The following is a 21,407-nucleotide window of genomic DNA, read 5'->3' on the forward strand; positions in this document are numbered from 1 at the left end:
TTTTTTTGCTTTTTACAGTGGGATTTTTTGATTTTCTTAAACATATTAATGCATGAAATTAATGGTTTATCAATTAAATAGCAGGTCGTCTTGTATGAAATGTAGAAGTAAGTATAAAAAAATAGTTGAGGCTAAATTTATGAACGATTACATTAATACAATGAGGAAAATGGTTGGAAATGAGACGATATTAACAGTTGGTTGTGGCGCAATCATTGAGGATCATTTTGGGCGAATTCTTTTGCAACGTAGAAGAGATTATGCGCTTTGGGGGATACCTGGTGGTTTATTAGAAATAGGTGAAACAATTGAAGGAACCGTTAAAAGGGAAATATTTGAAGAAACTAATTTGACTATTAGAAATGTGAAATTATTTGGTATCTATTCTGGTGAAAATGGATTTGCTCAATATGCAAATGGAGATCAAGTTTTTAGTGTTCAAATCATTTTTCATGTAACTGATTATGTAGGAAGTTTGCAATCTAATAATGAAAGTATTGAATTATGTTTTCTGAGTAAAGATGAAATTCCCAAAAACTTAAATTCTCATCAGGCTCCTTTTATTTACGATTGGTTAAATGAAGTACAAAAACCTATTATAAAATGATTGTTTTAATTCAACTAAAGGTTATTAAAGTTGGACTAAGTATTTGTAATCAAAAATCATGTCATCGATCGTTCACAATTTTTTGAATAATTTCAAGTTTGCGATAGTTATTTCTATTAATATATGTAATAGTTTAATATAATGATTGCATAATAATTAATCATATCTTGTTTGAAAGGTAATACAAGATACATAATTATTTGGGAATTTATTTACTTTTAAGGAGGAAAATATATGGAAATGAATGACAATTCTAACATTGCAAAGTGCCCGTTTAATCACGGTAGCACTACTACTCCGAAATCAGCTGGTACAGTAAATAAAGACTGGTGGCCAAACCAGTTAAATTTGAACATTCTACATCAGAATGATCGAAAATCTAACCCAATGGATGAAGAATTTAATTATGCAGAAGCATTTAAAAAGTTAGACTATCAAGCGCTAAAACAAGACCTTCATAATCTAATGACGGACAGTCAAGATTGGTGGCCTGCTGATTATGGACATTATGGTCCATTCTTTATACGTATGGCTTGGCACTCAGCAGGTACATATCGCACAGGTGATGGCCGTGGTGGTGGAGGAACTGGTACACAACGTTTTGCTCCACTTAATAGTTGGCCAGACAACGGGAATCTTGATAAAGCCCGACGACTGCTTTGGCCGATTAAGCAAAAGTACGGTAACAAGATTTCTTGGGCGGATTTATTTATATTAACAGGTAATGTTGCTATTGAATCAATGGGTGGAAAAACATTTGGTTTTGCAGGAGGTCGCGAAGACGTTTGGCACCCTGAGGAAGATATATACTGGGGTAATGAAACTGAATGGCTAGGGGATAAACGTTACACGGGTGATCGTGATCTTGAGAATCCACTGGCTGCTGTTCAGATGGGTCTTATCTATGTAAACCCAGAAGGGCCAAACGGGAATCCAGATCCTATTGCAAGTGGTCGTGACATACGCGAAACGTTTGCTCGCATGGGAATGAATGATGAAGAAACAGTTGCGCTAATCGCTGGAGGGCATACTTTTGGTAAAGCTCACGGTGCAGGAGACGCTGCTCATGTTGGACCAGAACCAGAAGCAGCTCCGATTCATACACAAGGCTTAGGTTGGCTAAGTACTTATGGCTCTGGTAAAGGTCGTGACACCATCACTAGCGGTATTGAAGGTGCTTGGACTGCAAACCCAACAAAATGGGATAATGGTTACTTTGATTTATTGTTTGGATATCAATGGTGGCTTACAAAAAGTCCAGCGGGTGCGTTTCAGTGGCTTGCCGTAAACCCTGCGGAGAAGGATCTTGCTCCAGATGCGGAAGATCCAACCGTTCGTGTTCCTACCATGATGACTACAGCTGATATGGCACTACGGTTTGATCCAGAATACGAAAGGATATCTCGCCGTTTCCATGAAAATCCAGAAGAGTTCGCTGATGCATTTGCTCGTGCTTGGTTTAAACTAACTCACAGAGATATGGGGCCACGTTCAAGATATTTAGGCCCAGAAGTCCCAGAAGAAGTTTTAATTTGGCAAGATCCAATACCTGCTTCTGAATATGAACTAACCGATGCAGAAGTTGAAAAAATCAAATTAATGATCCTGGATTCAGAACTAACAATTAGCGAGTTAATAAAAACTGCTTGGGCTTCTGCAAGTACGTTTCGTGGCTCAGATATGCGTGGTGGAGCGAATGGAGCTCGAATTCGTCTAGCTCCACAGAAGGACTGGGAAGTGAATCAGCCTGACCAACTGGCAAAGGTACTAAGTGTTCTAGAAAGCATACAAAACCATTTACACAAAAAAGTCAGCATGGCCGATTTAATTGTACTTGGTGGTAGTGCCGCGGTAGAAAAAGCTGCACAAGATGCAGGTTTTAATGTAATCGTTCCTTTTACACCAGGACGTGGCGATGCAACACAGGAGCAAACGGATATAGAAAGCTTTGCAGTGCTAGAGCCAATTGCTGATGGTTTCCGTAACTATCAAAAGAAGCAGTATAATGTAAATTCAGCAGAGCTATTAGTAGATAAGGCACAACTATTAGGCCTTACCGCGCCAGAAATGACTGCTCTTATTGGCGGTTTGCGTGTACTAGGTACAAACTATAATGGCACACAACATGGAGTGTTTACTGATCGAGTAGGCTCACTTACTAATGATTTCTTTGTAAACTTGCTAGATATGGGAATTGAGTGGACACCTGTTGATGGAGACGTATTCGAAGGACGTGATCGTAAGTCAGGTGAGATTGTACGTACAGCAACTAGTGTAGATTTAGTGTTTGGTTCAAATTCAGTACTACGTGCAATTGTAGAAGTGTATGCTCAAGACGATAACAAAGAAAAGTTTGTGCGTGACTTTATAGCTGCATGGGTTAAGGTCATGAATGCAGATCGATTTGATCTCGTCTAAGAAAACTAGTGATATAAGAATAATAATATGCGATAAAAAAATCCTTCCTGATCAACTCGGGGAGGATTTTTCTTAAGAAAATTTTTTCGTCTATTATCTAAATACAAAAGGCCGTCATAAAGACAGACTTTTTCAGAGTGTTGAAATAAAACATTGTCAATATAGAACAAAAGAAGTCTAAGTATATATTATCTAAACAATAATTTGAAAGGTTCATACTCATAAGAGGTTCATGAGGAAGTAAACTAGCTAAAATTTGAAAGATACTTCCACATAAAAGGTTCATGAGGAAGTAAACTAGCTAAAATTTGAAAGATACTTCCTCATAAGAGGTTCATGAGGAAGTAAACTAGCTAAAATTGAAAGATACTTCCTCATAAGAGGTTCATGAGGAAGTAAACTAGCTAAAATTTGAAAGATACTTCCTCATAAGAGGTTCATGAGGAAGTAAACCAGCTAAAATTTGAAAGATACTTCCTCATAAGAGGTTCATGAGGAAGTAAACCAGCTAAAATTTGAAAGATACTTCCTCATAAGAGGTTCATGAGGAAGTAAACTAGCTAAAATTGAAAGATACTTCCTCATAAGAGGTTCATGAGGAAGTAAACTAGCTAAAATTTGAAAGATACTTCCTCATAAGAGGTTCATGAGGAAGTAAACCAGCTAAAATTTGAAAGATACTTCCTCATAAGAGGTTCATGAGGAAGTAAACCAGCTAAAATTTGAAAGATACTTCCTCATAAGAGGTTCATGAGGAAGTAAACTAGCTAAAATTTGAAAGATACTTCCTCATAAGAGGTTCATGAGGAAGTAAACTAGTGAAAAATAGAAAGATACTTCCTCATAACAGGTTTATAAGGAAGTAAACCAGCTAAAATTTGAAAGTTCCTTACTCACGACCAATTAGCGTAGTTGAGAAGCTCGTTTTTCAACATAATAAATAAAAGGCCGTCATATAGACAGCCTTTTAAGAAAATAAATTCCTACTTAAACAGATTTTTTTCGATCATTTGGCAGCATAAAAGCTACTAAACCTAATAGTGGTAAGAAGCTACATAAATTCATTACAAATTTTAGGCTAGTCGCATCAGCAATTACACCTAATAATACTGCTCCTAGAGCACCCATCCCAAATGCTAAACCAACTATTAATCCACTTACTAAACCAACTTTACCAGGAACGAGTTCTTGAGCGTAAACAACAATAACACTAAAAGAACTTGAACTAATGATTCCTATTAAAAATAATATTGGAATAACAGCCAGCAAAGAGATATGAGGTAATAATAAGGCTAATGGGAATGTACCGACTAGTGAAAATAAAATCATATTCCGTTTTCCGAAACGATCAGCTAGCGTTCCACCTATGAAAGTACCAATTACACCTGAAATCATAAAGATAAATAAATACAATTGTGTGCTTTTAATTGATAAGCCATAACTTTTAATTAAGTAAAACTGATAATAATTACCAATGCCTGCTGAGTACCACGAACGTGCAAATGTAATAAATACTAGGAGTATAATAGCAAATTTGACAGCTGATGTAATGTTGATGTTTTCAACTGAAGATTGACTTTTATTTTTTAATTTAAACGGGTTTTCTTTCAGTTTATTTCGATACCATGTGGATACGTAAATTAAAACACAAATCCCAATGGCAGCTAAGAGCGTAAACCATGCAGCACCTTTTTGTCCTAGTGGTACGAAAATTAATGCTGTAAAGATTGGCGCCAGTGAGTTCCCTGTATTCCCTCCTACTTGGTAGATAGCTTGTGAGAGTCCTCTTTTTGAGCCAGACGCTAAAAACGCTACTTTTGAGCCTTCTGGATGGAAGATGGCAGAACCAATCCCAATTAATAGAACTGACAATAATACAATAAATAAATTAGGTGCAAATGCTAAGCAAAGCATTCCTAATAAACTCGATGCCATTCCAATCGGTAAAAGAAATGGTGAAGGCTTTCGGTCTGAAAAAATCCCAAAAACGGGTTGCATTACAGAGGAAGTCATATTTAGCGCAAAGGCTATGAATCCAATTTCTGTATAAGTTAAATTCATTGTCTTTTCTAAAATTGGAAATATGGCTGGTACAACTGCTTGCATAGAGTCATTTAATAAATGACCTAAACTGATTGCAAATAAAATTTGATACATTGTTGATTGATTAATAACCTTTGTATTAACTGCTGGTTGCATAATATCCTCCTTTCCTATTGACTTATCTATCATAAACTAATCTTCGGAAAATTTACATAATTTTGCCTCATACACTTTTCATTAAACTTTATGCTCATTTATAATAGAAGAAATGATTAAAATAAACTTAACTAAGTAGTACTACTTAGTTAAACGTTAGGGAGTGAATAATGGACAACTATTCAACAGAGTTAATGAGATTTTTTAAAGAACACAAAAATAATGAAAATCGTCACGCTATGGAAGCGTATATGAAAAATAGATTTACCTTTCTAGGAATAAAAGCACCAGAACGAAATGCACTCTTGAGACAGTTTAGATTGAGTAATGGTGAACCACCAAATTTAGAATCAATAATCGATATTTGGAGCTTAGAAGAAAGAGAATTTCAATATATTGCATTAACATGTTTAGATCGTCAGTTAAAAAAAGCAGAGCTAGAACGGATTAAATTATATGAACAACTTGTAGTTGAAAAGTCTTGGTGGGATACCGTTGATACAATTGCTGGACGATTAATTAGTTATCATTTATTAATCTATCCAGAGTTGATTGATGAGTACGCAAATAAATGGATCTCTTCGGATAATATGTGGCTAAATCGAGTAGCGATATTATTTCAGATGAAATTTAAGGACAAAACTGACCAGGAGCGTTTATTTCATTACTGCCGTCTTCTCAAAGAAAGCAAAGAGTTTTTCATTCAAAAAGCAATAGGTTGGGCATTGAGAGAGTATTCCTATATCAATCCAAATGAGGTTGAATTGTTTATTATACAAACTAATTTATCACCTTTAAGCAAAAGGGAGGGATTAAAATATATTGATAAATTAAAGAAATAGATGTCGATTTTCCGGGAAATAACCGATCTAATTTAAGTAAAGACTATTGAAAAATAGGTTAGTTGAGACCTTATTCTTAAAAAGGTATAATAGGTGCATTATTGTTTTCAAACACTTCTCTATTATCAAGAGTGTTATTTAAATTTGAGTTATGTAACCTGTACAAAATAACTAAATGAAAAAAGTTCAAAGGAGATTTAGTGTTTATGAAATCGACTTTTAAAAATATGATTAAATTATGCCTTTGTTTTAGCTTAATTAGTGGCTTCTTTATTCAAAAAAATGTACATGCAGACGAAATAAACTTATTTAGTGATAAAGCAATTTCAATATTGGCCGATAGTGGGGAAGTAATTTATAGTAAGAACGCAAATAAAATTGATTTCCCTGCTAGTACAACTAAAATAATGACCGCAATGGTTATGATGGATCATTTAAAAGAGATTGATAAAATTCAAATGACAAAAAGAAGTATCCAAGAAGAAAAAAGTAATTCCCAAATTCTTTTTTCTGAAGGAGAAGTTTTAGATCGAAATACAGCTTTAAAGACAATGATGATTTTAAGTGCCAATGATTTAGCATATGCTATAGGTGAAAGAGTTGGCGGAAATATGGACCACTTTGTAAAAATGATGAATGAAAAAGCTAAAATGATTGGCGCAAATCAAACAAATTTCATGAATCCGAATGGGCTTCACAATGTAAATCATTATACAACTGCTCATGATTTAGCTTTAATTACAAAAGAAGCTCTAAAATATCCATTAATTATGAAAGCAATGGGTACAAAAGCTGCTCATATTAGTACATCTAAGCAAAAGAATGTATATATTTATAATCGTGGAAAAATGTTTAAAAATCCTTATTTTTATGCGGGGAAAACTGGTTATACTGATGCTGCTAGGAATACTTTAATTGAAATCGATAAAAAAGATGGCCAAATGATTATTAATATTTTATTACGCTCATCAAAACCGCAATATCTACAAGATATTAAGTTATTAGATGCCTATGCATTTTCAAGAATCCATCAAAAAACGCTTATAAAACAACGTGATTGGCAAAAGGAATTAAAAATAAGAAATGATTTAATTCAAACAAAAATACCTAGCGATTTATCCTTTTTGACTGCACTAGGCACGAATACAAATTACGATATTAAATTAAAACGGTTAAATGCAATAGATCAGTCATACAAGGAAAATGGAATATCCAAAAATCAGAAACTTGGACAAGTTGAAATATGGGCCAATAACGAAAAACTTTTCAGTACGGAGCTACTAGCTGCAAAATCATATGATCGACCGACAATACTCTCTCTGAATACTTTTATCATAGCAGGAACGGTAATTTTACTACTGCTGTTTATATTTTTTATTACAAAACCTAAAAGGAAAAGAGAATATATGTAATAAAAAGGCGAAACGTAAAAATACGATTCGCCTTTTTATCATTAAAGTAAGATTAGTTTTAAAATTTGATAGAAAATTGCAGCTACTGTTGCTGAAATTGGAATTGTAATAATCCATGTAATTACCATACGTTGAGCAGTGCCCCAGTTTACATCTTTAACACGTTGAGCAGAACCTACCCCCATAATAGAAGAAGAAATTACATGAGTAGTACTTACTGGTAAATGTAAAGCAGTAAATGTGAAAATAATAGCTGCAGAAGATAAGTCAGCTGCCGCACCATTAATTGGGCGAATTTTCATGATTTTTCCACCAACAGTTTTAATGATTTTCCATCCACCAACTGATGTACCAATAGCCATTGCCATAGCACAACCGATACGTACCCATAAAGGAACATCTGCGCCTGCTGGTTCAATTTTTGCAGCTATTAAAGCGATCATGATAATTCCCATAGCTTTTTGTGCATCATTTGTACCGTGAGTAAATGACTGTAAAGAAGCTGTGAAAATTTGGACTAATCTAAAGCCTTTATTCGTCTTAGAAAGATTAGCACGTCGGAAAATAGTTGCTAAAATTGTCATAACGATAAATCCAATTGTAATAGCAATAACAGGGGAAATTAATAAAGCTTCAATAATTTTAATAAAACCGTCCGCCTCTAAAACGCCAAATCCTTTTGCAGAGACAGCGGCACCTGCTATTGCACCAATGATTGCATGAGAAGAACTACTTGGAATACCAAAATACCAAGTTAATAAGTTCCAAAAGATACCGCCTAATAAAGCTGCAATTACGACAACTAGTCCATCTGAACCTTGAATTGTAATCGGATCAACGATACCATTTGTAATCGTTTTTGCAACACCTGTAAAAGTAATCGCACCAATGAAATTCATTATTGCAGCTAATAAAATAGCTGTACGTGGCTTTAATGCTTTTGTTGAAACTGACGTTGCAATTGCATTAGCAGTATCATGAAATCCATTAATAAAATCAAACAGGAATGCAAAAATCACGATTAAAATCGTAAGTAAATATAAATGCTCCATTTTATGACTCCTTACGCATTTCGCATGATAATTTGCTCAAGTGTGTTTGCTACATCCTGTGCACTATCAGCTACAGATTCTAGATTTTCGTAGATTTCTTTATACTGAATAATTTTAATTGGGTCTTTTTCATTCATAAATAATTGTTTAATTGATGTACGTAATAGCTCATCACATTGAGACTCGTAATCCTTAATTTTAATTGCATGAACACGGATCTCTAATAATTTTTTATTTGAAAGTAATTTAACTGCATGTAAAATTTCTTCAACAGCTTTTTGAAGAATATCAACGAATTTAACCATATATTCATCAGCAGACGTGATTGAATACATTTCAAATCGTGCTGAACAATGTTCGAATCCATCTAATACATCATCCATTTTCATTGCAAGTTGTAAAATATCTTCTCGCTCAATTGGAGTAATAAAAGTTTTGTTTAATTCAACGATCAAAGAGTGAATAAATTTATCACCTTTTGTTTCATATTCTTTCATTTCTTCTTGAAACTTCTTTAAGTCGCTTGCATTTTTTATTTTAAAATCAACGTAATACTTTGATGATACGTGCAAATTCTCTGCAATACCTAAAAGCTTTTCAAAGAATACATCCTTTTTTTGTCCAAAAAACATTATGATTCCTCCAACTAAAACATATAATTTATTATCACCTTCACATTTGTCAGTTAATTTTATAATGTCAGAAACTATGTAAAAAATGTCGAAAAAAGTAAAGGTCACGTTAATAATAATAATTGGTTTTTGAAATTAATCAATTAAAAACGTCTAATTAATTTACAAATTTACAATATCTTTACATTCCTTTAACAAAGTTAATATTTCGATTTCTACATTAGTTAATATAAGGAATAGTATTCACAGAATAATTGACTTTATGTGAGATTTTAATTTAGCATAGGATTATTCGTTTAAACTATTGGACTTAAAAAGGATGTGATGATGATTTTGGAAAGTACATATAAGGCATCTGAAATTAAACATTTAGTATCTATGCAAAAAGAATTTTTTCAGACTGGTTTTACAAAAACTTCAAATTTTCGAATAGAACAATTAAAAAAGTTATATAAATCGATCGTAGAGAACGAGGATGAAATAAAGAGCGCTTTAAAAAAGGATTTAAATAAGTCAGATTTTGAAGCCTATGTAACTGAAATAGGATTTACATTAAAAGAACTATCGGAAGCAATTAAACATCTTAAAAAATGGATGAAGCCTAAAAAAGTTAAAACTCCAATTACGCATATTGGAACAAAAGGATATATTTACAAAGAACCGTATGGAGTAACATTAATTATTTCACCATGGAATTATCCTTTTCAATTAACGATGGCTCCATTAATAGGTGCAATAATTGGCGGGAACACTGCAATTATAAAACCATCAGAATTAACACCAAATACATCAATCATTATTAATAAAATAATTAATGAGAATTTTGATAAACAATATATCGCTGTAGTTGATGGTGGAATTGAAGAAAGTACGATTTTATTACAACAAAAATTTCATTTTATCTTTTTTACAGGCAGTGTTCAAGTTGGAAAAATTGTGATGGAAGCAGCAAGTAAAAATTTAACGCCACTAATTCTTGAATTAGGTGGAAAAAGCCCAACAATTGTACATAACGACTCGAATATTCAATTAGCTGCGAAAAGAATTGCTTGGGGAAAATTTACAAATGCAGGGCAGACTTGTATTGCTCCAGATTATATTTATGTTCATAAATCAGTTAAAAAGGATTTTATTAAAGCATTAAAGAATGAAATAGTTCAGTTTTATAGTAATAAACCTTTACTTAATAATGATTATACAAAGATCATCAGTGATCGCCATTTTAATCGTTTGGTTAGCTTTTTAAATAATGGTGAAATTCTACATGGTGGGGAATTTGATCAATTATCTCATAAAATTGAACCGACTTTAATTTCTGATGTATCTTGGGATTCACCAATTATGTCTGAAGAAATATTTGGTCCAATTTTACCAATCCTTACTTATGAAAATATGGATGAAGTCATAAATGAAATTAATCAACACCCTAAGCCATTAGCACTATACGTCTTTACAGAAAATAAACAAATCGCTCAGAAAGTAATTGAAAGAGTTCCATTTGGTGGAGGATGTGTAAATGATACCCTTTATCACATGGCAAATCCTAATTTACCGTTTGGTGGTGTCGGGGAAAGTGGTTCAGGAAATTATCACGGGGAGTACAGTTTTGCTGCTTTTACACATGATAAAAGTGTCCTTTTACAAACGACTAAAATTGACTTGAAAATTAGATATCATACAACAAAAAACGCTTTACGGTTGATTCGTAAATTGTTAAAATAAAGGTTAAATATGACTATTTTTCTAGCTCCTTGACAAAAAGGGGCTTTTTATATGTTGAAAATAAATTATTCATTTCTACATAATAATAAAATATTACTAAAGATGGGACGGGAAAATGAAAAATATAATAGAAATTGAACAAGTAGAGAAAAACTTTAGTGAAAATAATGTGATTTCTCCCCTTTCATTAGAAATTTATTCAGGAGAGTTCTTAACAATTTTAGGACCAAGTGGTTGTGGGAAAACAACACTCTTAAGAATGATTGCTGGTTTTGAAGAACCATCGTCAGGTGTAATCAAATTAAACGGAGAGGCAATTAATAATTTACCTCCATATAAAAGGGATATGAACTTAGTGTTTCAACATTATGCATTATTCCCTCATATGAATGTTGAAAGAAATATTCAATTTGGATTAAAAATGAAAGGTATTTCGTTAGAAGAGCAAAAGGTCCGTGCTGAGGAAGCAATGAGATTAACTCAATTAACTGAATTTAGAAATCGTAAACCTAGTCAATTATCAGGTGGTCAACAGCAAAGGGTTGCAATCGCACGTGCAATAGTGAACAATCCAAAAGTCTTATTATTGGATGAACCATTAGGAGCACTTGATTTTAAGCTTCGCAAAGATCTACAAAGAGAACTTAAAAATCTTCAGCGTGAATTAGGAATTACTTTTATCTATGTAACACATGATCAAGAAGAAGCGATGAGCATGAGTGATCGAATCGTTGTTATGAATAAAGGGAAAATCGAACAAATAGGATCACCGAAAGAAATTTATCAAAACCCAGCAAGCAAATTTGTAGCTTCATTTATCGGTGAAAATAATTTCTTTGATAAAGGTGTGAAAGAAATTGCGGTTAGACCAGAAAATATTAAAGTTTCACATACTACAAATGAGAATAATCCTTATTCAGGCATAATAAGAGATGTAGAATTTGTAGGGACTTTAAATAAAATCTTTATCGATTTAAATAAACATAAACAAACGATTATTGTCTATCAAATGCCAGACCAAACAAGTTTTAATAGAAATGATCATGTTGAAATTAGTTGGAGGTCGGAAGATGAGGTGATTATGTATTGAAAAATGAAAAGTACATAATTGCACCTACGATTATCTGGCTATTAGTATTTTTTCTAGTGCCTTTATTATTAATTTTTGGTTTTGCATTTATGAAAAATGGAATGTATGGGGAAATTGAAAAAACATTTACTTTAGAAAATATTGTAAAAGTTTTTGACCCACTTTATTTAAAAGTTTTATGGACAACTTTTTGGATTGCTTTAGTAACGACAATAATTACTCTTTTGATTGGATATCCTTATGCATATACAGCTACAGTTGTAAATGAAAAATGGCAGAGAGTTTTACTATTATTAATCACAATCCCTTTTTGGATAAATTTCTTAGTTAGATCGTATGCATTAATTGTTATCCTTCGTTCAAAAGGAATTATTAACTCTTTATTAATCCAATTAGGGATTATAAAAGAACCTTTACAACTACTTTATAATACACCATCAGTCATAATGGGGATGGTCTATACATTATTACCATTTATGGTATTACCGATTTTTGTTGCCATTGAGCAGTTAGATAACCGAAAATTGGATGCTGCAAACGATTTAGGAGCTACGCCATTTCAAACCTTTATATATGTCACTCTTCCATTAACGATGAAAGGGATTTTTGCAGGTAGTATATTAGTTTTTGTAGCTTCATTTGGAATGTTTGTTGTTTCAGATGTAATGGGTGGATCAAAAGTTGCTTTAATCGGAAATGTTATTCAAAATCAATTCTTAGCAGCGAGAAACTGGCCATTTGGTTCTGCACTTTCAATATTCTTAGTCATTACGTCAATTGGTTTAATTGGACTTTATTATTTAGCTACAAAAAATATTGGTGCTGATAAAAGTAGAGGTGAGAAATAAATGAAAAAACCTATACTTATTGGATTTTCAACAATTATTTTGATTTGTTTATATTTACCAATCTTGATTTTAATCCTATTTTCATTTAATAAATCAAAGATTAATGCGCAGTGGACTGGTTTTACGTTTGACTGGTACTTAAATTTATTTCAAAACCCACAAGTTATTGATGCTTTTATGAATAGTTTATTTATTGCCATTGTCACGACAATCCTTTCAACAATTCTTGGTACTATTTGTGCACTTGCTTTACATAAGCATAAGTATAAATTTACTAATTTTATTAGTGGGCTAGTTTACTTACCAATTGTCGTTCCAGATATATTAATGGGACTTTCATTACTAATATTATTTACTAATTTTCATATTGAATTAGGAAGTATTACCATTATTATTGCTCACGTCACATTTTGTATTTCATATGTAATTATTCTCTTAGCAGCTCGACTTTCAGGAATGTCATCTGATTTAGAAGATGCTGCAAGTGATCTAGGTGCTACACCATGGCAGACATTTAGATTTGTAACTTTACCGGCGCTAATGCCTGGAATTATTGCTTCTGCACTATTATGTTTTACATTAAGTATTGATGATTTTGTCATAAGCTTTTTTGTTTCAGGACCTAGTTCAACTACATTGCCAATTTATATTTATGGAATGGTTAAAAAAGGTGTAACTCCTGAAATAAATGCAATTTCGACGATATTAATCGTTACAATTATATTCTTAATGGTAATTTCTGAGGTGTATCGTACAAAAGGTATTAACAATCAAGAAAAATCAGAGAAAAAATCCTATATTGTTTAAAATCGAATTTTGTAGAGTAGAGAATAAAAGGCATACTGGATTAATGTGCCAAATTATAAGGAGGTAGTCTGAACGAATTATGAGTATATTTAGAAAAACTGCAGCAATTTTAATTTCATTAGGCTTAGTAAGTTCACTATTATCTGCTTGTTCAGTTGGAAAAAAAGAATTAAATATTTATAGCTGGGCAGATAATTTTGACGAGAAAGTTTTAGAGTCATTTGAGAAGAAATATGATGTTAAAATTAATTATCAAGTTTTTGCAAGTAATGAAGAATTGTATGCAAAACTAAAGGCTGGCGGTTCGAATTATGATGTAATCCAACCTTCAGATTATATGGTTAAACTAATGATTCATCAAAATATGTTGGCTAAATTAGATAAAAGTAAAATGCCAAATTTAAATAATATTTCTCCAGAATATACAAATCAAGAGTTTGATCCAAATGGGGACTATTCAGTTGTTTACACTGGTGGATTAACGGGGATTGCTTATAATCCAAAATATGTAAAAGAAAATATTGATAGCTGGAACGATCTATGGAACCCAAAATACAAAGGTCATGTAACGTTACTTGATGACAATAGAGAAGTATTTGGAATGGGATTAATTAAAAATGGTTATTCAAATAGTTCAACAAATGAAGACGAATTGTTAAAAGCTTATAGCAATTTAAAAACATTAACTCCTAACCTATTAGCATTTGACACGGATACAGTAAAACAAAAGTTTATTACTGAAGATGCATGGATTGGTCAAGTATGGTCCGGAGATGCTGCCTATATTCAAAAAGAGCTTAAAGATATTAAATGGGTTGTACCAAAAGAAGGATCTTCAAGATGGGCAGATACTTTGGCCATACCAAAAGATGCTAAACAAAAAGATTTAGCCCAGAAGTTTATTAATTATTTATATGACCCAAAAGTAAGTGCACAAAATTATGAGGCGATTGGCTATGCTGATCCAAATAGTAAATCAGAACCGTATCATTCGGCAGAGTATAAACAAAATCCGTTTATTAATGTAACAAAAGCACAAACGGATGCTACCAACTGGATTAAAGATGTCGGGGACCAAACAGAATTATATGATAAGTATTGGACAGAATTGAAAACTGGTAAATAAATAATTCAAATTAAAAAGGTTATCTTCTAGGAGATAACCTTTTTAGTTTGAGATTAATTTGTTTAATAAGAATCGAAATTGATCTCTTTCACTATGTGAAAGATTTTCGAATAAAGTTTGCCATAATTCTTGTCTGAAATTGAAGATTTCTTCAATCAACCGTTTTCCTTCATCAGTTAATTCAAGCCATGTAACTCTTCGATCTCGGCTATCTCTTTTTCGAGAAATTAAATGATTATCAACCAATTTATTAACAGCAGTTGTAATAGAACCTGAAGATAATCCAATTTGTCTTCCAAGTTCTGAAGCAGTAATTTTTTGATTTTTATAAATTAAATATAAAAGCAAATACTTTGGTGGAGTTAAGGAGTTTTTAACTTCCTCATCAGTTTTTTGCCAGTTTTTTCGAACTCGAATCATTAAACTTGTTAAATCATCTAGAAGAAGTTTGTCGTTATCGGTTAGCAAGGCAGAATCCACCTCCTAAATTATGATTAAAAGTTATTAATAAAGTTGGATTGTACGTATAGGTTACCAATTTTCTAAATTATTTTCAAGAATGCAAGGGATTTAGCTAAGTTTTTTAAATTTGTCAAGTTTTGTCTGTATAGTATCTATAGTGTTTTGTAAATAGTATGATAAAAGACATTGGTAGGGGTGAAGTTCAATGTTTAAGTATTTTAAGTTTAAAATAAATGATACTGTTCAATTTGTGAAGAATGATGGTCATTTCTATCGAGTGATCGGGTACAGGATCGAAAAAAGTATTTATTTAAATGATGAGTACAGTAGCATTATTTACGAACTCTTACGAGAATTTGATGGTCTTCAAGTTGACGCTGAAGAAGATGAATTAATAAGCGTATCGAACTTCGATGATTTCTACGGTTCAATGTTTGAGAAACTTGGCACATTTACAATTAAGTTTGCTAAAAAGCAGGAAGAAGGAAAGAAAACAAGCATCGGTAATGCCACATCTGTAGACGAGCTATTAGATAAATATAATGATTATCGAAGACTAGCAATACTTTTTAAAGATTGTCTTTACGATCTAGCTGCCGAAAATGTTTTAAATGAGCTCACCGATTTTTCAGAATCAAAAAAAGATTACATGCATTAAGCATGTAATCTTTTTTCATTCGTTTTAATTGTAACAGATTCTTTTTGAAATTTACTTTCATAGACCAATTCTGTTACTTTCGCACAGATTGCAACAGAAAGAATGGTATATCCTACTTCATTCCAAGAAAGGTAAGATAGTGAGCAAAGAAGTATTATAGCATCAAAAATAAAATATACTTTACCGATCGATATTTTTGATTTTTTGCTCATTATGATTGTGATTAAATCATCTCCACCAGTTGCACCACCACTTCTTAGAATTAACCCTAAACCAAGTCCAGCGAAAATTCCACCTAAAATAGCGGGTATCCAAAGATGACTTCCAAAATTAAATGTAAAATTAGAAGATGTTTTTTCTATTATAGAATAAAAAACAGAAAATGAAATTGCACCGATAGTCGTATTAATTAATAATTTTCTACCTAAATACAATCCAGCGATTAAGATAATTGGAATATCAAGTAGCAAGGTTGTAATTGAAGGTGATATATTTAGAGCGTTTTTTACTAATAAAGCAATACCAATAAATCCACCTTCAGCTAAATTATTTTGATAATGAAAATGATACAGTGTAGTGGCTAAAATAAATGAACCAACTAAAATCATTAAGGTCTCACCCAAACGATTGTTACTCATTGTTATTTCCTCTTTTCGTAGTTAGTAGTTAAAAGTAGCTTATAAACTAACTACGTACATATAGAGCTCGTAGTTAGTTTTTTGGCTTTCTAACTACATAGCTATATATCATTGAAGAAATAACATAATCGCCTGTCAACCATAGTTTCGCCTACCTTCAGTTTTATTTTAGAGTTCTTTTGGTTCTCTAAATTAAAACTGCTAAGTGTAGGATAAGTCTTTACGTTGCCAAATGCTCCTTCGAGCAATCATGGTTACACGTCCTTTATACCAGTTTTGTTAGAAAAATCTAACAGGTGAAAAATAAGTTCAATGAGAACTTATTCTTAATTTTATCATATGCGAAAATATTTGAAAAAAGAAAAGAATTAACAAAAATCTACAAGAAGTTAAAAGTAAGGAAAGAAAGGAAAATATACAAAATGTGAAATATTTCACAAATTAGACATAGCAATTTCAATCAAAAGGATATATATTATATTTGTAAATAGAATTGTGAAATATTTCACAATTATAAATCGGACATAATGAAGCTTCAATATGGTGATTACTGTCCGACATCAGAGGAGGAGAGCCAAATGGCTGTTCAAGAAAAAATTGTAAATGAAATTAGTAACGCTTCTGAAATGGTAAATGATTTAGTCGTAAAAGGACAAAAAGCATTAAAGGAATTTGAAAGCTTTAATCAACTTCAAATCGATGAAATTGTACATTCGATGGTTCTAGCAGGTTTAGATCAACATATGCCACTAGCAAAAATGGCAGTTGAGGAAACAAATCGTGGAATCTATGAGGATAAAATTATTAAAAATATATTTGCGACTGAATATATATGGAATTCAATTAAAGATAATAAAACAGTTGGGATTATAAGTGAAGATCAGCAAACAGGAATAACTGAAATTGCTGAACCTGTAGGGGTTATTGCAGGGGTCACACCAACAACTAACCCTACATCAACTACTTTATTTAAAGCAATCATCGCAATAAAAACAAGAAATCCAATTATTTTTGCTTTTCATCCTTCCGCACAAAAATGTAGTAGAGAAGCAGCGAGAATTGTTCGTGATGCAGCAGTTAAAGCTGGAGCACCAGAAAACTGTGTTCAATGGATTGAAGTCCCTTCAATAGAAGCAACAAAATGTTTAATGAATCATGAAGGAGTAGCACTTGTTTTAGCAACTGGTGGTGCTGGTATGGTTAAATCGGCTTATAGTACAGGAAAACCTGCTTTAGGGGTTGGACCTGGTAATGTACCATGCTATATTGAGAAATCTGCTGAAATAAAATCTGCAGTGAATGATCTAATTCTTTCAAAAACATTTGATAATGGCATGATTTGTGCTTCTGAACAAGCCGTTATTGTAGATAAAGAAGTTTATAATGAAGTGAAAGCAGAATTAAAAGCAAATAATTGTTATTATGCTACAAAAGAAGATAAAAAGAAATTAGAAAAGCTAGTCATAAATGAAGCTACATGTGCTGTAAATGGTGACATAGTTGGTAAATCTGCATATGAAATTGCTAAGCTTGCTGGCATTATTGTTCCTGAAGATACAAAAATTCTTATTGTTGAATGCACAAGTGTAGGTGAGAAGGAACCTTTAACAAGAGAAAAATTAAGCCCAGTTTTAGCAGCAATTAAAGTAAATGATAAAGAAGAAGGATTTAAACGTTGTGGAGAAATGTTAGAGCTTGGTGGATTAGGACATTCTGCCGTTATTCATAGCAATAATGAAGAAATTCAAAAAGAGTTTGGATTAAGAATGAAAGCATGTCGTGTCATAGCAAATGCTCCTTCAGCACATGGTGGAATTGGAGATTTATATAACGCCTTTATTCCTTCTCTTACATTAGGCTGTGGATCGCATGGTAAAAACTCAGTATCGTCTAATGTAACAACTGTACACTTATTAAATATTAAAAAATTGGGAAGAAGAAATATGAATATGCAATGGGTCAAACTACCACCAAAAATTTATTTTGAAAAATATTCAACACAGTATTTAGAAAAAATGCCTAATATTAAAAAAGCATTTATTGTAACAGACGAAGCAATGGTTAAACTAGGTTATGTTGATGTGATTAAATATTATTTAGAGAAAAGACAAGGAAATGTTCAGATTGAAATCTTTTCAGATGTAGAACCAGATCCTTCAGATGTTACTGTAATAAAGGGTGCAGATAGAATGATATCATTTGAACCGGACACGATTATTGCTTTCGGCGGTGGATCAGCAATGGACGCCGCTAAAGGGATGTGGATGTTCTTTGAATACCCAGAAACTACTTTAGACGGACCTAAACAAAAATTCTTAGATATTCGAAAAAGAGCTTATAAATACCCTAAATTAGGTCGTAAAGCGCAGTTTGTAGCAATACCAACTACTTCTGGTACTGGTTCAGAGGTTACACCTTTTGCTGTAATTACTGATAAAGCAAATAATATCAAATATCCTTTAGCTGATTATGAATTAACCCCTGATGTAGCAATTATTGACGCTCAATTTGTATCAACTGTTCCTAAAAGCATTACAGCAGATACAGGTATGGATGTATTAACACATGCAATTGAAGCTTATGTAAGTGTTTTAGCAAATGATTATACAGATGGATTAGCATTACAAGCTATTAAATTAGTATTTAAATATTTACCTAAAGCATATGAAAATGGGAACGATCTTGAAGCCCGTGAAAAAATGCATAATGCTTCAGCGATCGCAGGTATGGCGTTTGCAAATGCGTTCTTAGGAATTAACCACAGTTTGGCGCATAAAATTGGAGCGGAATTCCATATCCCACATGGCAGAGCAAATGCAATATTAATGCCGCATGTTATAAGATACAATGCAAAGAAACCAACTAAGTTTACAGCATTCCCTAAATATAAACATTTCATTGCTGATGAACGATATGCTGAAATTGCACGTTTCCTAGGACTACCAGCAACAACAACTCAAGAAGGTGTTGAAAGTTTAATTCCAGCAGTTATTAATTTAGCTAAGGAATTAAATATCAATATGAGTATCGAAGCACAAGGAGTTACTGAAAAAGAATTTTTAGAAAAAGTTTCCTATTTAGCTGATCGTGCATTCGAAGATCAATGTACTACTGCAAACCCAAAACTACCTCTAGTAAAAGAATTAGAAGAAGTTTATCTGAATGCTTTCAAAGGATGTTAATGAATTTACATTTTTCATTAAGAAGCACTTAAACAGGTGCTTCTTTTTTTTGCTAATTATTTTGATATAATAGCCATATCGAAAGTGGTGATTAAAAAATGGAGTTAAAGAAACAAAATTCATGGTATAAGGTAATAATAGGTTTTGAGCATAAAGATCAAACAGTTGAGTCCTATTTAAAAAATGTATGGCAGTTTCCAAAGAAATTGTTACATGAATTAAGGATGGCAAAAGGTTGTAGAATTAATGGAGAAATTAAACCTTGGAATACAATCCTTTTAAGTGGTGACCAAGTTGAAATTCAATTGTTCAAAGAGGAGGATTATGGTGTAATTCCGCAAGAACAATCGATTGAAATCTGTTTTGAAGACGAACATATACTTATTGCTAATAAACCTATTGGGGTCGACACACATCCTAATGAAAAAGGACAGTTAAATACATTAGCAAATGGGGTAGCATTTCATTTCCAACAAAATGGATTAAAAACAAAAGTACGTCATATACATCGCCTTGATAAAGACACGACCGGCGGAGTCGTATTTGCTAAACATGCATTGAGTAGTGCAATTTTAGATTCAATGTTAAGCCAACGTAAAATCAAACGTACTTATACAGCTATAGTTGAAGGGAACGTTAAATCAGCAAAAGGTACTATAGATGAAGCGATTGGAAGAGATCGACATCATCCTACTAGAAGAAGGGTTTCAAGAAATGGCGATAAAGCAATTACACAATATAAAAAAATAAGATATCTATCAATGATGAATGTAACAATATTAGAATGTCAGTTAGATACTGGTCGTACACATCAAATCCGAGTTCATTTAAGTTTTTTAGGTCATCCATTAATCGGAGACTTATTATATGGTGGGAAACAAAATTTATTGAATCGTCAAGGATTACACGCTAGTAATGTACAATTTGTGCATCCTTTTACGAAAGAAAATTTATCAATTCATATCCCATTTCCATCGGATATAAAACGAATACTTAACGAAAAGTGAGATGAATGAAATGTTATTAGAAGTTATTGCCACTAACGTAAAAGATGCATTAGATGCACAAAGGTTTGGGGCAAATCGAATCGAATTAGTTACTGGGATAAAAGAAGGGGGCTTAACACCAAGTTATGCGACAATTAAACAGGTTGTTCAAAATGTCTCGATTCCAGTACATGTCATGATTCGACCTCATAGTCGGTCTTTTTTATATGACCAGTATGATCAAGAAGTAATCCTAAGTGATATTAGTGTATGTAACGAGCTTGGAGCTGCTGGTATCGTTTTTGGTGCTTTGACAAAAGAGAATACAATTGATGAGGATCTGTTAAAAAAAGTAACGGCTCGAGTAAAAAATATGAACTTAACATTTCATAGAGCAATTGATGAATCAAATGATCTGTTAGCAGCGATTAATACATTAAAAAATTACCCTGAAATTACGCATGTATTAACATCTGGTGGTGTTGCTAGTGCTATTGATGGGAAAGAAATAATAAAAAATATGATTGAACTGACAAGTAAATCGCATATAAAAATTTTAGCAGGAAGCGGATTATCCATTGAAAATATAACAGACTTTATAGAATATACGAATGTAGAAGAAATACATTTTGGTTCCGGTGTCCGAAAAAATAACTCTGCAATTGAAGAAATAGATTCCTCATTAATGGAACGTTTACGAAGAAAGTTAATCCGAGGCTAAAGTCA

Annotated in this window: 17 protein-coding genes and 2 pseudogenes; 14 read left to right on the plus strand and 5 right to left on the minus strand. The window is 32.4% G+C overall.

The window, feature by feature from the left end; all coding sequences use genetic code 11:
• Positions 1–139: 139 nt before the first annotated feature.
• Both ACSBO6_RS06005 and katG read left to right on the plus strand, forming a co-directional pair.
• Entirely contained in the window at positions 140–607 is a 468-nt protein-coding gene (locus ACSBO6_RS06005) for an NUDIX hydrolase (protein ID WP_098846897.1), read from the plus strand.
• A 234-nt stretch (positions 608–841) separates the two neighbouring features.
• A complete protein-coding gene (katG, locus tag ACSBO6_RS06010) occupies positions 842–3,025 on the plus strand; it encodes a catalase/peroxidase HPI (protein ID WP_498844361.1) in 2,184 nt (727 codons plus the stop codon).
• Positions 3,026–4,012: 987 nt separating this feature from the next.
• Here the strand turns inward: katG and ACSBO6_RS06015 are convergent.
• The gene (locus tag ACSBO6_RS06015) at positions 4,013–5,224 is read right to left on the minus strand and encodes an MFS transporter (protein WP_098846899.1); all 1,212 of its coding nucleotides are present in this window, start codon (positions 5,222–5,224) and stop codon (positions 4,013–4,015) included.
• Between the two features lie 170 nt (positions 5,225–5,394).
• Here ACSBO6_RS06015 and ACSBO6_RS06020 point away from each other — a divergent pair, with 170 nt between their 5' ends.
• Positions 5,395–6,066 carry a DNA alkylation repair protein gene (locus ACSBO6_RS06020; protein WP_098846900.1) on the plus strand — a complete coding sequence of 224 codons (672 nt, stop codon included), beginning with the start codon at positions 5,395–5,397 and terminating at the stop codon, positions 6,064–6,066.
• A gap of 206 nt (positions 6,067–6,272) precedes the next feature.
• Complete coding sequence (locus ACSBO6_RS06025; protein ID WP_098846901.1) at positions 6,273–7,478, plus strand: D-alanyl-D-alanine carboxypeptidase family protein; 1,206 nt, start codon at positions 6,273–6,275, stop codon at positions 7,476–7,478.
• A 41-nt stretch (positions 7,479–7,519) separates the two neighbouring features.
• Here the strand turns inward: ACSBO6_RS06025 and ACSBO6_RS06030 are convergent, their stop codons facing one another.
• Both ACSBO6_RS06030 and ACSBO6_RS06035 read right to left on the minus strand, forming a co-directional pair.
• Positions 7,520–8,530 carry an inorganic phosphate transporter gene (locus tag ACSBO6_RS06030; RefSeq protein WP_098846902.1) on the minus strand — a complete coding sequence of 337 codons (1,011 nt, stop codon included), beginning with the start codon at positions 8,528–8,530 and terminating at the stop codon, positions 7,520–7,522.
• A gap of 11 nt (positions 8,531–8,541) precedes the next feature.
• Positions 8,542–9,162 (minus strand): DUF47 domain-containing protein, encoded by a 621-nt coding sequence (locus ACSBO6_RS06035; RefSeq protein WP_098846903.1) that lies wholly within the window; start codon positions 9,160–9,162, stop codon positions 8,542–8,544.
• A gap of 327 nt (positions 9,163–9,489) precedes the next feature.
• Between ACSBO6_RS06035 and ACSBO6_RS06040 the strand changes: the two genes are divergently transcribed.
• The 5 genes from ACSBO6_RS06040 (at position 9,490) to ACSBO6_RS06060 (ending at position 14,755) form a co-directional block, all read left to right on the plus strand.
• Positions 9,490–10,884, plus strand: coding sequence for an aldehyde dehydrogenase (locus ACSBO6_RS06040; RefSeq protein ID WP_483295201.1), 1,395 nt, complete (start codon positions 9,490–9,492; stop codon positions 10,882–10,884).
• Positions 10,885–10,999: 115 nt separating this feature from the next.
• Entirely contained in the window at positions 11,000–11,974 is a 975-nt protein-coding gene (locus tag ACSBO6_RS06045; RefSeq protein ID WP_098846905.1) for an ABC transporter ATP-binding protein, read from the plus strand.
• Positions 11,971–12,822: an ABC transporter permease gene (locus tag ACSBO6_RS06050; RefSeq protein WP_353616072.1), complete on the plus strand. Its 852-nt coding sequence runs from the start codon at positions 11,971–11,973 to the stop codon at positions 12,820–12,822. Before ACSBO6_RS06045 ends, ACSBO6_RS06050 begins: the two co-directional genes overlap by 4 nt.
• Positions 12,823–13,629 carry an ABC transporter permease gene (locus ACSBO6_RS06055; RefSeq protein WP_098846906.1) on the plus strand — a complete coding sequence of 269 codons (807 nt, stop codon included), beginning with the start codon at positions 12,823–12,825 and terminating at the stop codon, positions 13,627–13,629. It begins immediately after the preceding gene.
• Positions 13,630–13,708: 79 nt separating this feature from the next.
• Positions 13,709–14,755, plus strand: coding sequence for a polyamine ABC transporter substrate-binding protein (locus ACSBO6_RS06060; protein WP_098846907.1), 1,047 nt, complete (start codon positions 13,709–13,711; stop codon positions 14,753–14,755).
• Positions 14,756–14,797: 42 nt separating this feature from the next.
• On the opposite strand, the gene ACSBO6_RS06065 is transcribed toward ACSBO6_RS06060, so the two are convergent.
• Positions 14,798–15,223 carry a MarR family winged helix-turn-helix transcriptional regulator gene (locus ACSBO6_RS06065; protein ID WP_498844362.1) on the minus strand — a complete coding sequence of 142 codons (426 nt, stop codon included), beginning with the start codon at positions 15,221–15,223 and terminating at the stop codon, positions 14,798–14,800.
• 199 nt (positions 15,224–15,422) lie between these two features.
• Between ACSBO6_RS06065 and ACSBO6_RS06070 the strand changes: the two are divergent.
• Together ACSBO6_RS06070 and ACSBO6_RS06075 are read left to right on the plus strand one after the other, a co-directional pair.
• A pseudogene (locus ACSBO6_RS06070) lies at positions 15,423–15,612 on the plus strand (YodN-related protein); the annotation flags it as partial.
• A gap of 125 nt (positions 15,613–15,737) precedes the next feature.
• Positions 15,738–15,875, plus strand: a pseudogene (locus tag ACSBO6_RS06075) (YodN-related protein); the annotation flags it as partial.
• Here ACSBO6_RS06075 and ACSBO6_RS06080 read toward each other — a convergent pair.
• Positions 15,872–16,513, minus strand: a complete 642-nt coding sequence (locus ACSBO6_RS06080) for a YitT family protein (RefSeq protein ID WP_286138364.1) — start codon at positions 16,511–16,513, stop codon at positions 15,872–15,874. The pseudogene ACSBO6_RS06075 and the gene ACSBO6_RS06080 sit on opposite strands and share 4 nt — an antisense overlap.
• A 578-nt stretch (positions 16,514–17,091) precedes the next feature.
• Between ACSBO6_RS06080 and adhE the strand changes: the two genes are divergently transcribed.
• The 3 genes from adhE (at position 17,092) to ACSBO6_RS06095 (ending at position 21,402) form a co-directional block, all read left to right on the plus strand.
• Positions 17,092–19,695 carry a bifunctional acetaldehyde-CoA/alcohol dehydrogenase gene (gene adhE / locus ACSBO6_RS06085; RefSeq protein ID WP_498844363.1) on the plus strand — a complete coding sequence of 868 codons (2,604 nt, stop codon included), beginning with the start codon at positions 17,092–17,094 and terminating at the stop codon, positions 19,693–19,695.
• Between the two features lie 98 nt (positions 19,696–19,793).
• Positions 19,794–20,702: an RluA family pseudouridine synthase gene (locus ACSBO6_RS06090; protein WP_498844364.1), complete on the plus strand. Its 909-nt coding sequence runs from the start codon at positions 19,794–19,796 to the stop codon at positions 20,700–20,702.
• A gap of 10 nt (positions 20,703–20,712) precedes the next feature.
• On the plus strand, positions 20,713–21,402 hold the full coding sequence (locus ACSBO6_RS06095) for a copper homeostasis protein CutC (RefSeq protein WP_098846912.1): 690 nt from the start codon (positions 20,713–20,715) through the stop codon (positions 21,400–21,402).
• The last annotated feature ends 5 nt before the right edge of the window (positions 21,403–21,407 follow it).

Origin of the sequence: Bacillus sp. AL-1R (assembly GCF_052180195.1) — a bacterium.
Classification (GTDB): domain Bacteria; phylum Bacillota; class Bacilli; order Bacillales; family Bacillaceae_G; genus Gottfriedia.

Coding starts and splice junctions, on each gene's coding strand:
- ACSBO6_RS06055 (WP_098846906.1), top strand. CDS start 12,823: ATGAAAAAACCTATACTTATTGGATTTTCAACAATTATTTTGATTTGT.
- ACSBO6_RS06095 (WP_098846912.1), top strand. CDS start 20,713: ATGTTATTAGAAGTTATTGCCACTAACGTAAAAGATGCATTAGATGCA.
- ACSBO6_RS06005 (WP_098846897.1), top strand. CDS start 140: ATGAACGATTACATTAATACAATGAGGAAAATGGTTGGAAATGAGACG.
- ACSBO6_RS06060 (WP_098846907.1), top strand. CDS start 13,709: ATGAGTATATTTAGAAAAACTGCAGCAATTTTAATTTCATTAGGCTTA.
- ACSBO6_RS06030 (WP_098846902.1), bottom strand. CDS start 8,530: ATGGAGCATTTATATTTACTTACGATTTTAATCGTGATTTTTGCATTC.
- ACSBO6_RS06090 (WP_498844364.1), top strand. CDS start 19,794: ATGGAGTTAAAGAAACAAAATTCATGGTATAAGGTAATAATAGGTTTT.
- ACSBO6_RS06025 (WP_098846901.1), top strand. CDS start 6,273: ATGAAATCGACTTTTAAAAATATGATTAAATTATGCCTTTGTTTTAGC.
- ACSBO6_RS06040 (WP_483295201.1), top strand. CDS start 9,490: ATGATTTTGGAAAGTACATATAAGGCATCTGAAATTAAACATTTAGTA.
- ACSBO6_RS06045 (WP_098846905.1), top strand. CDS start 11,000: ATGAAAAATATAATAGAAATTGAACAAGTAGAGAAAAACTTTAGTGAA.
- ACSBO6_RS06020 (WP_098846900.1), top strand. CDS start 5,395: ATGGACAACTATTCAACAGAGTTAATGAGATTTTTTAAAGAACACAAA.
- ACSBO6_RS06080 (WP_286138364.1), bottom strand. CDS start 16,513: ATGAGTAACAATCGTTTGGGTGAGACCTTAATGATTTTAGTTGGTTCA.
- ACSBO6_RS06015 (WP_098846899.1), bottom strand. CDS start 5,224: ATGCAACCAGCAGTTAATACAAAGGTTATTAATCAATCAACAATGTAT.
- katG (WP_498844361.1), top strand. CDS start 842: ATGGAAATGAATGACAATTCTAACATTGCAAAGTGCCCGTTTAATCAC.
- ACSBO6_RS06035 (WP_098846903.1), bottom strand. CDS start 9,162: ATGTTTTTTGGACAAAAAAAGGATGTATTCTTTGAAAAGCTTTTAGGT.
- adhE (WP_498844363.1), top strand. CDS start 17,092: ATGGCTGTTCAAGAAAAAATTGTAAATGAAATTAGTAACGCTTCTGAA.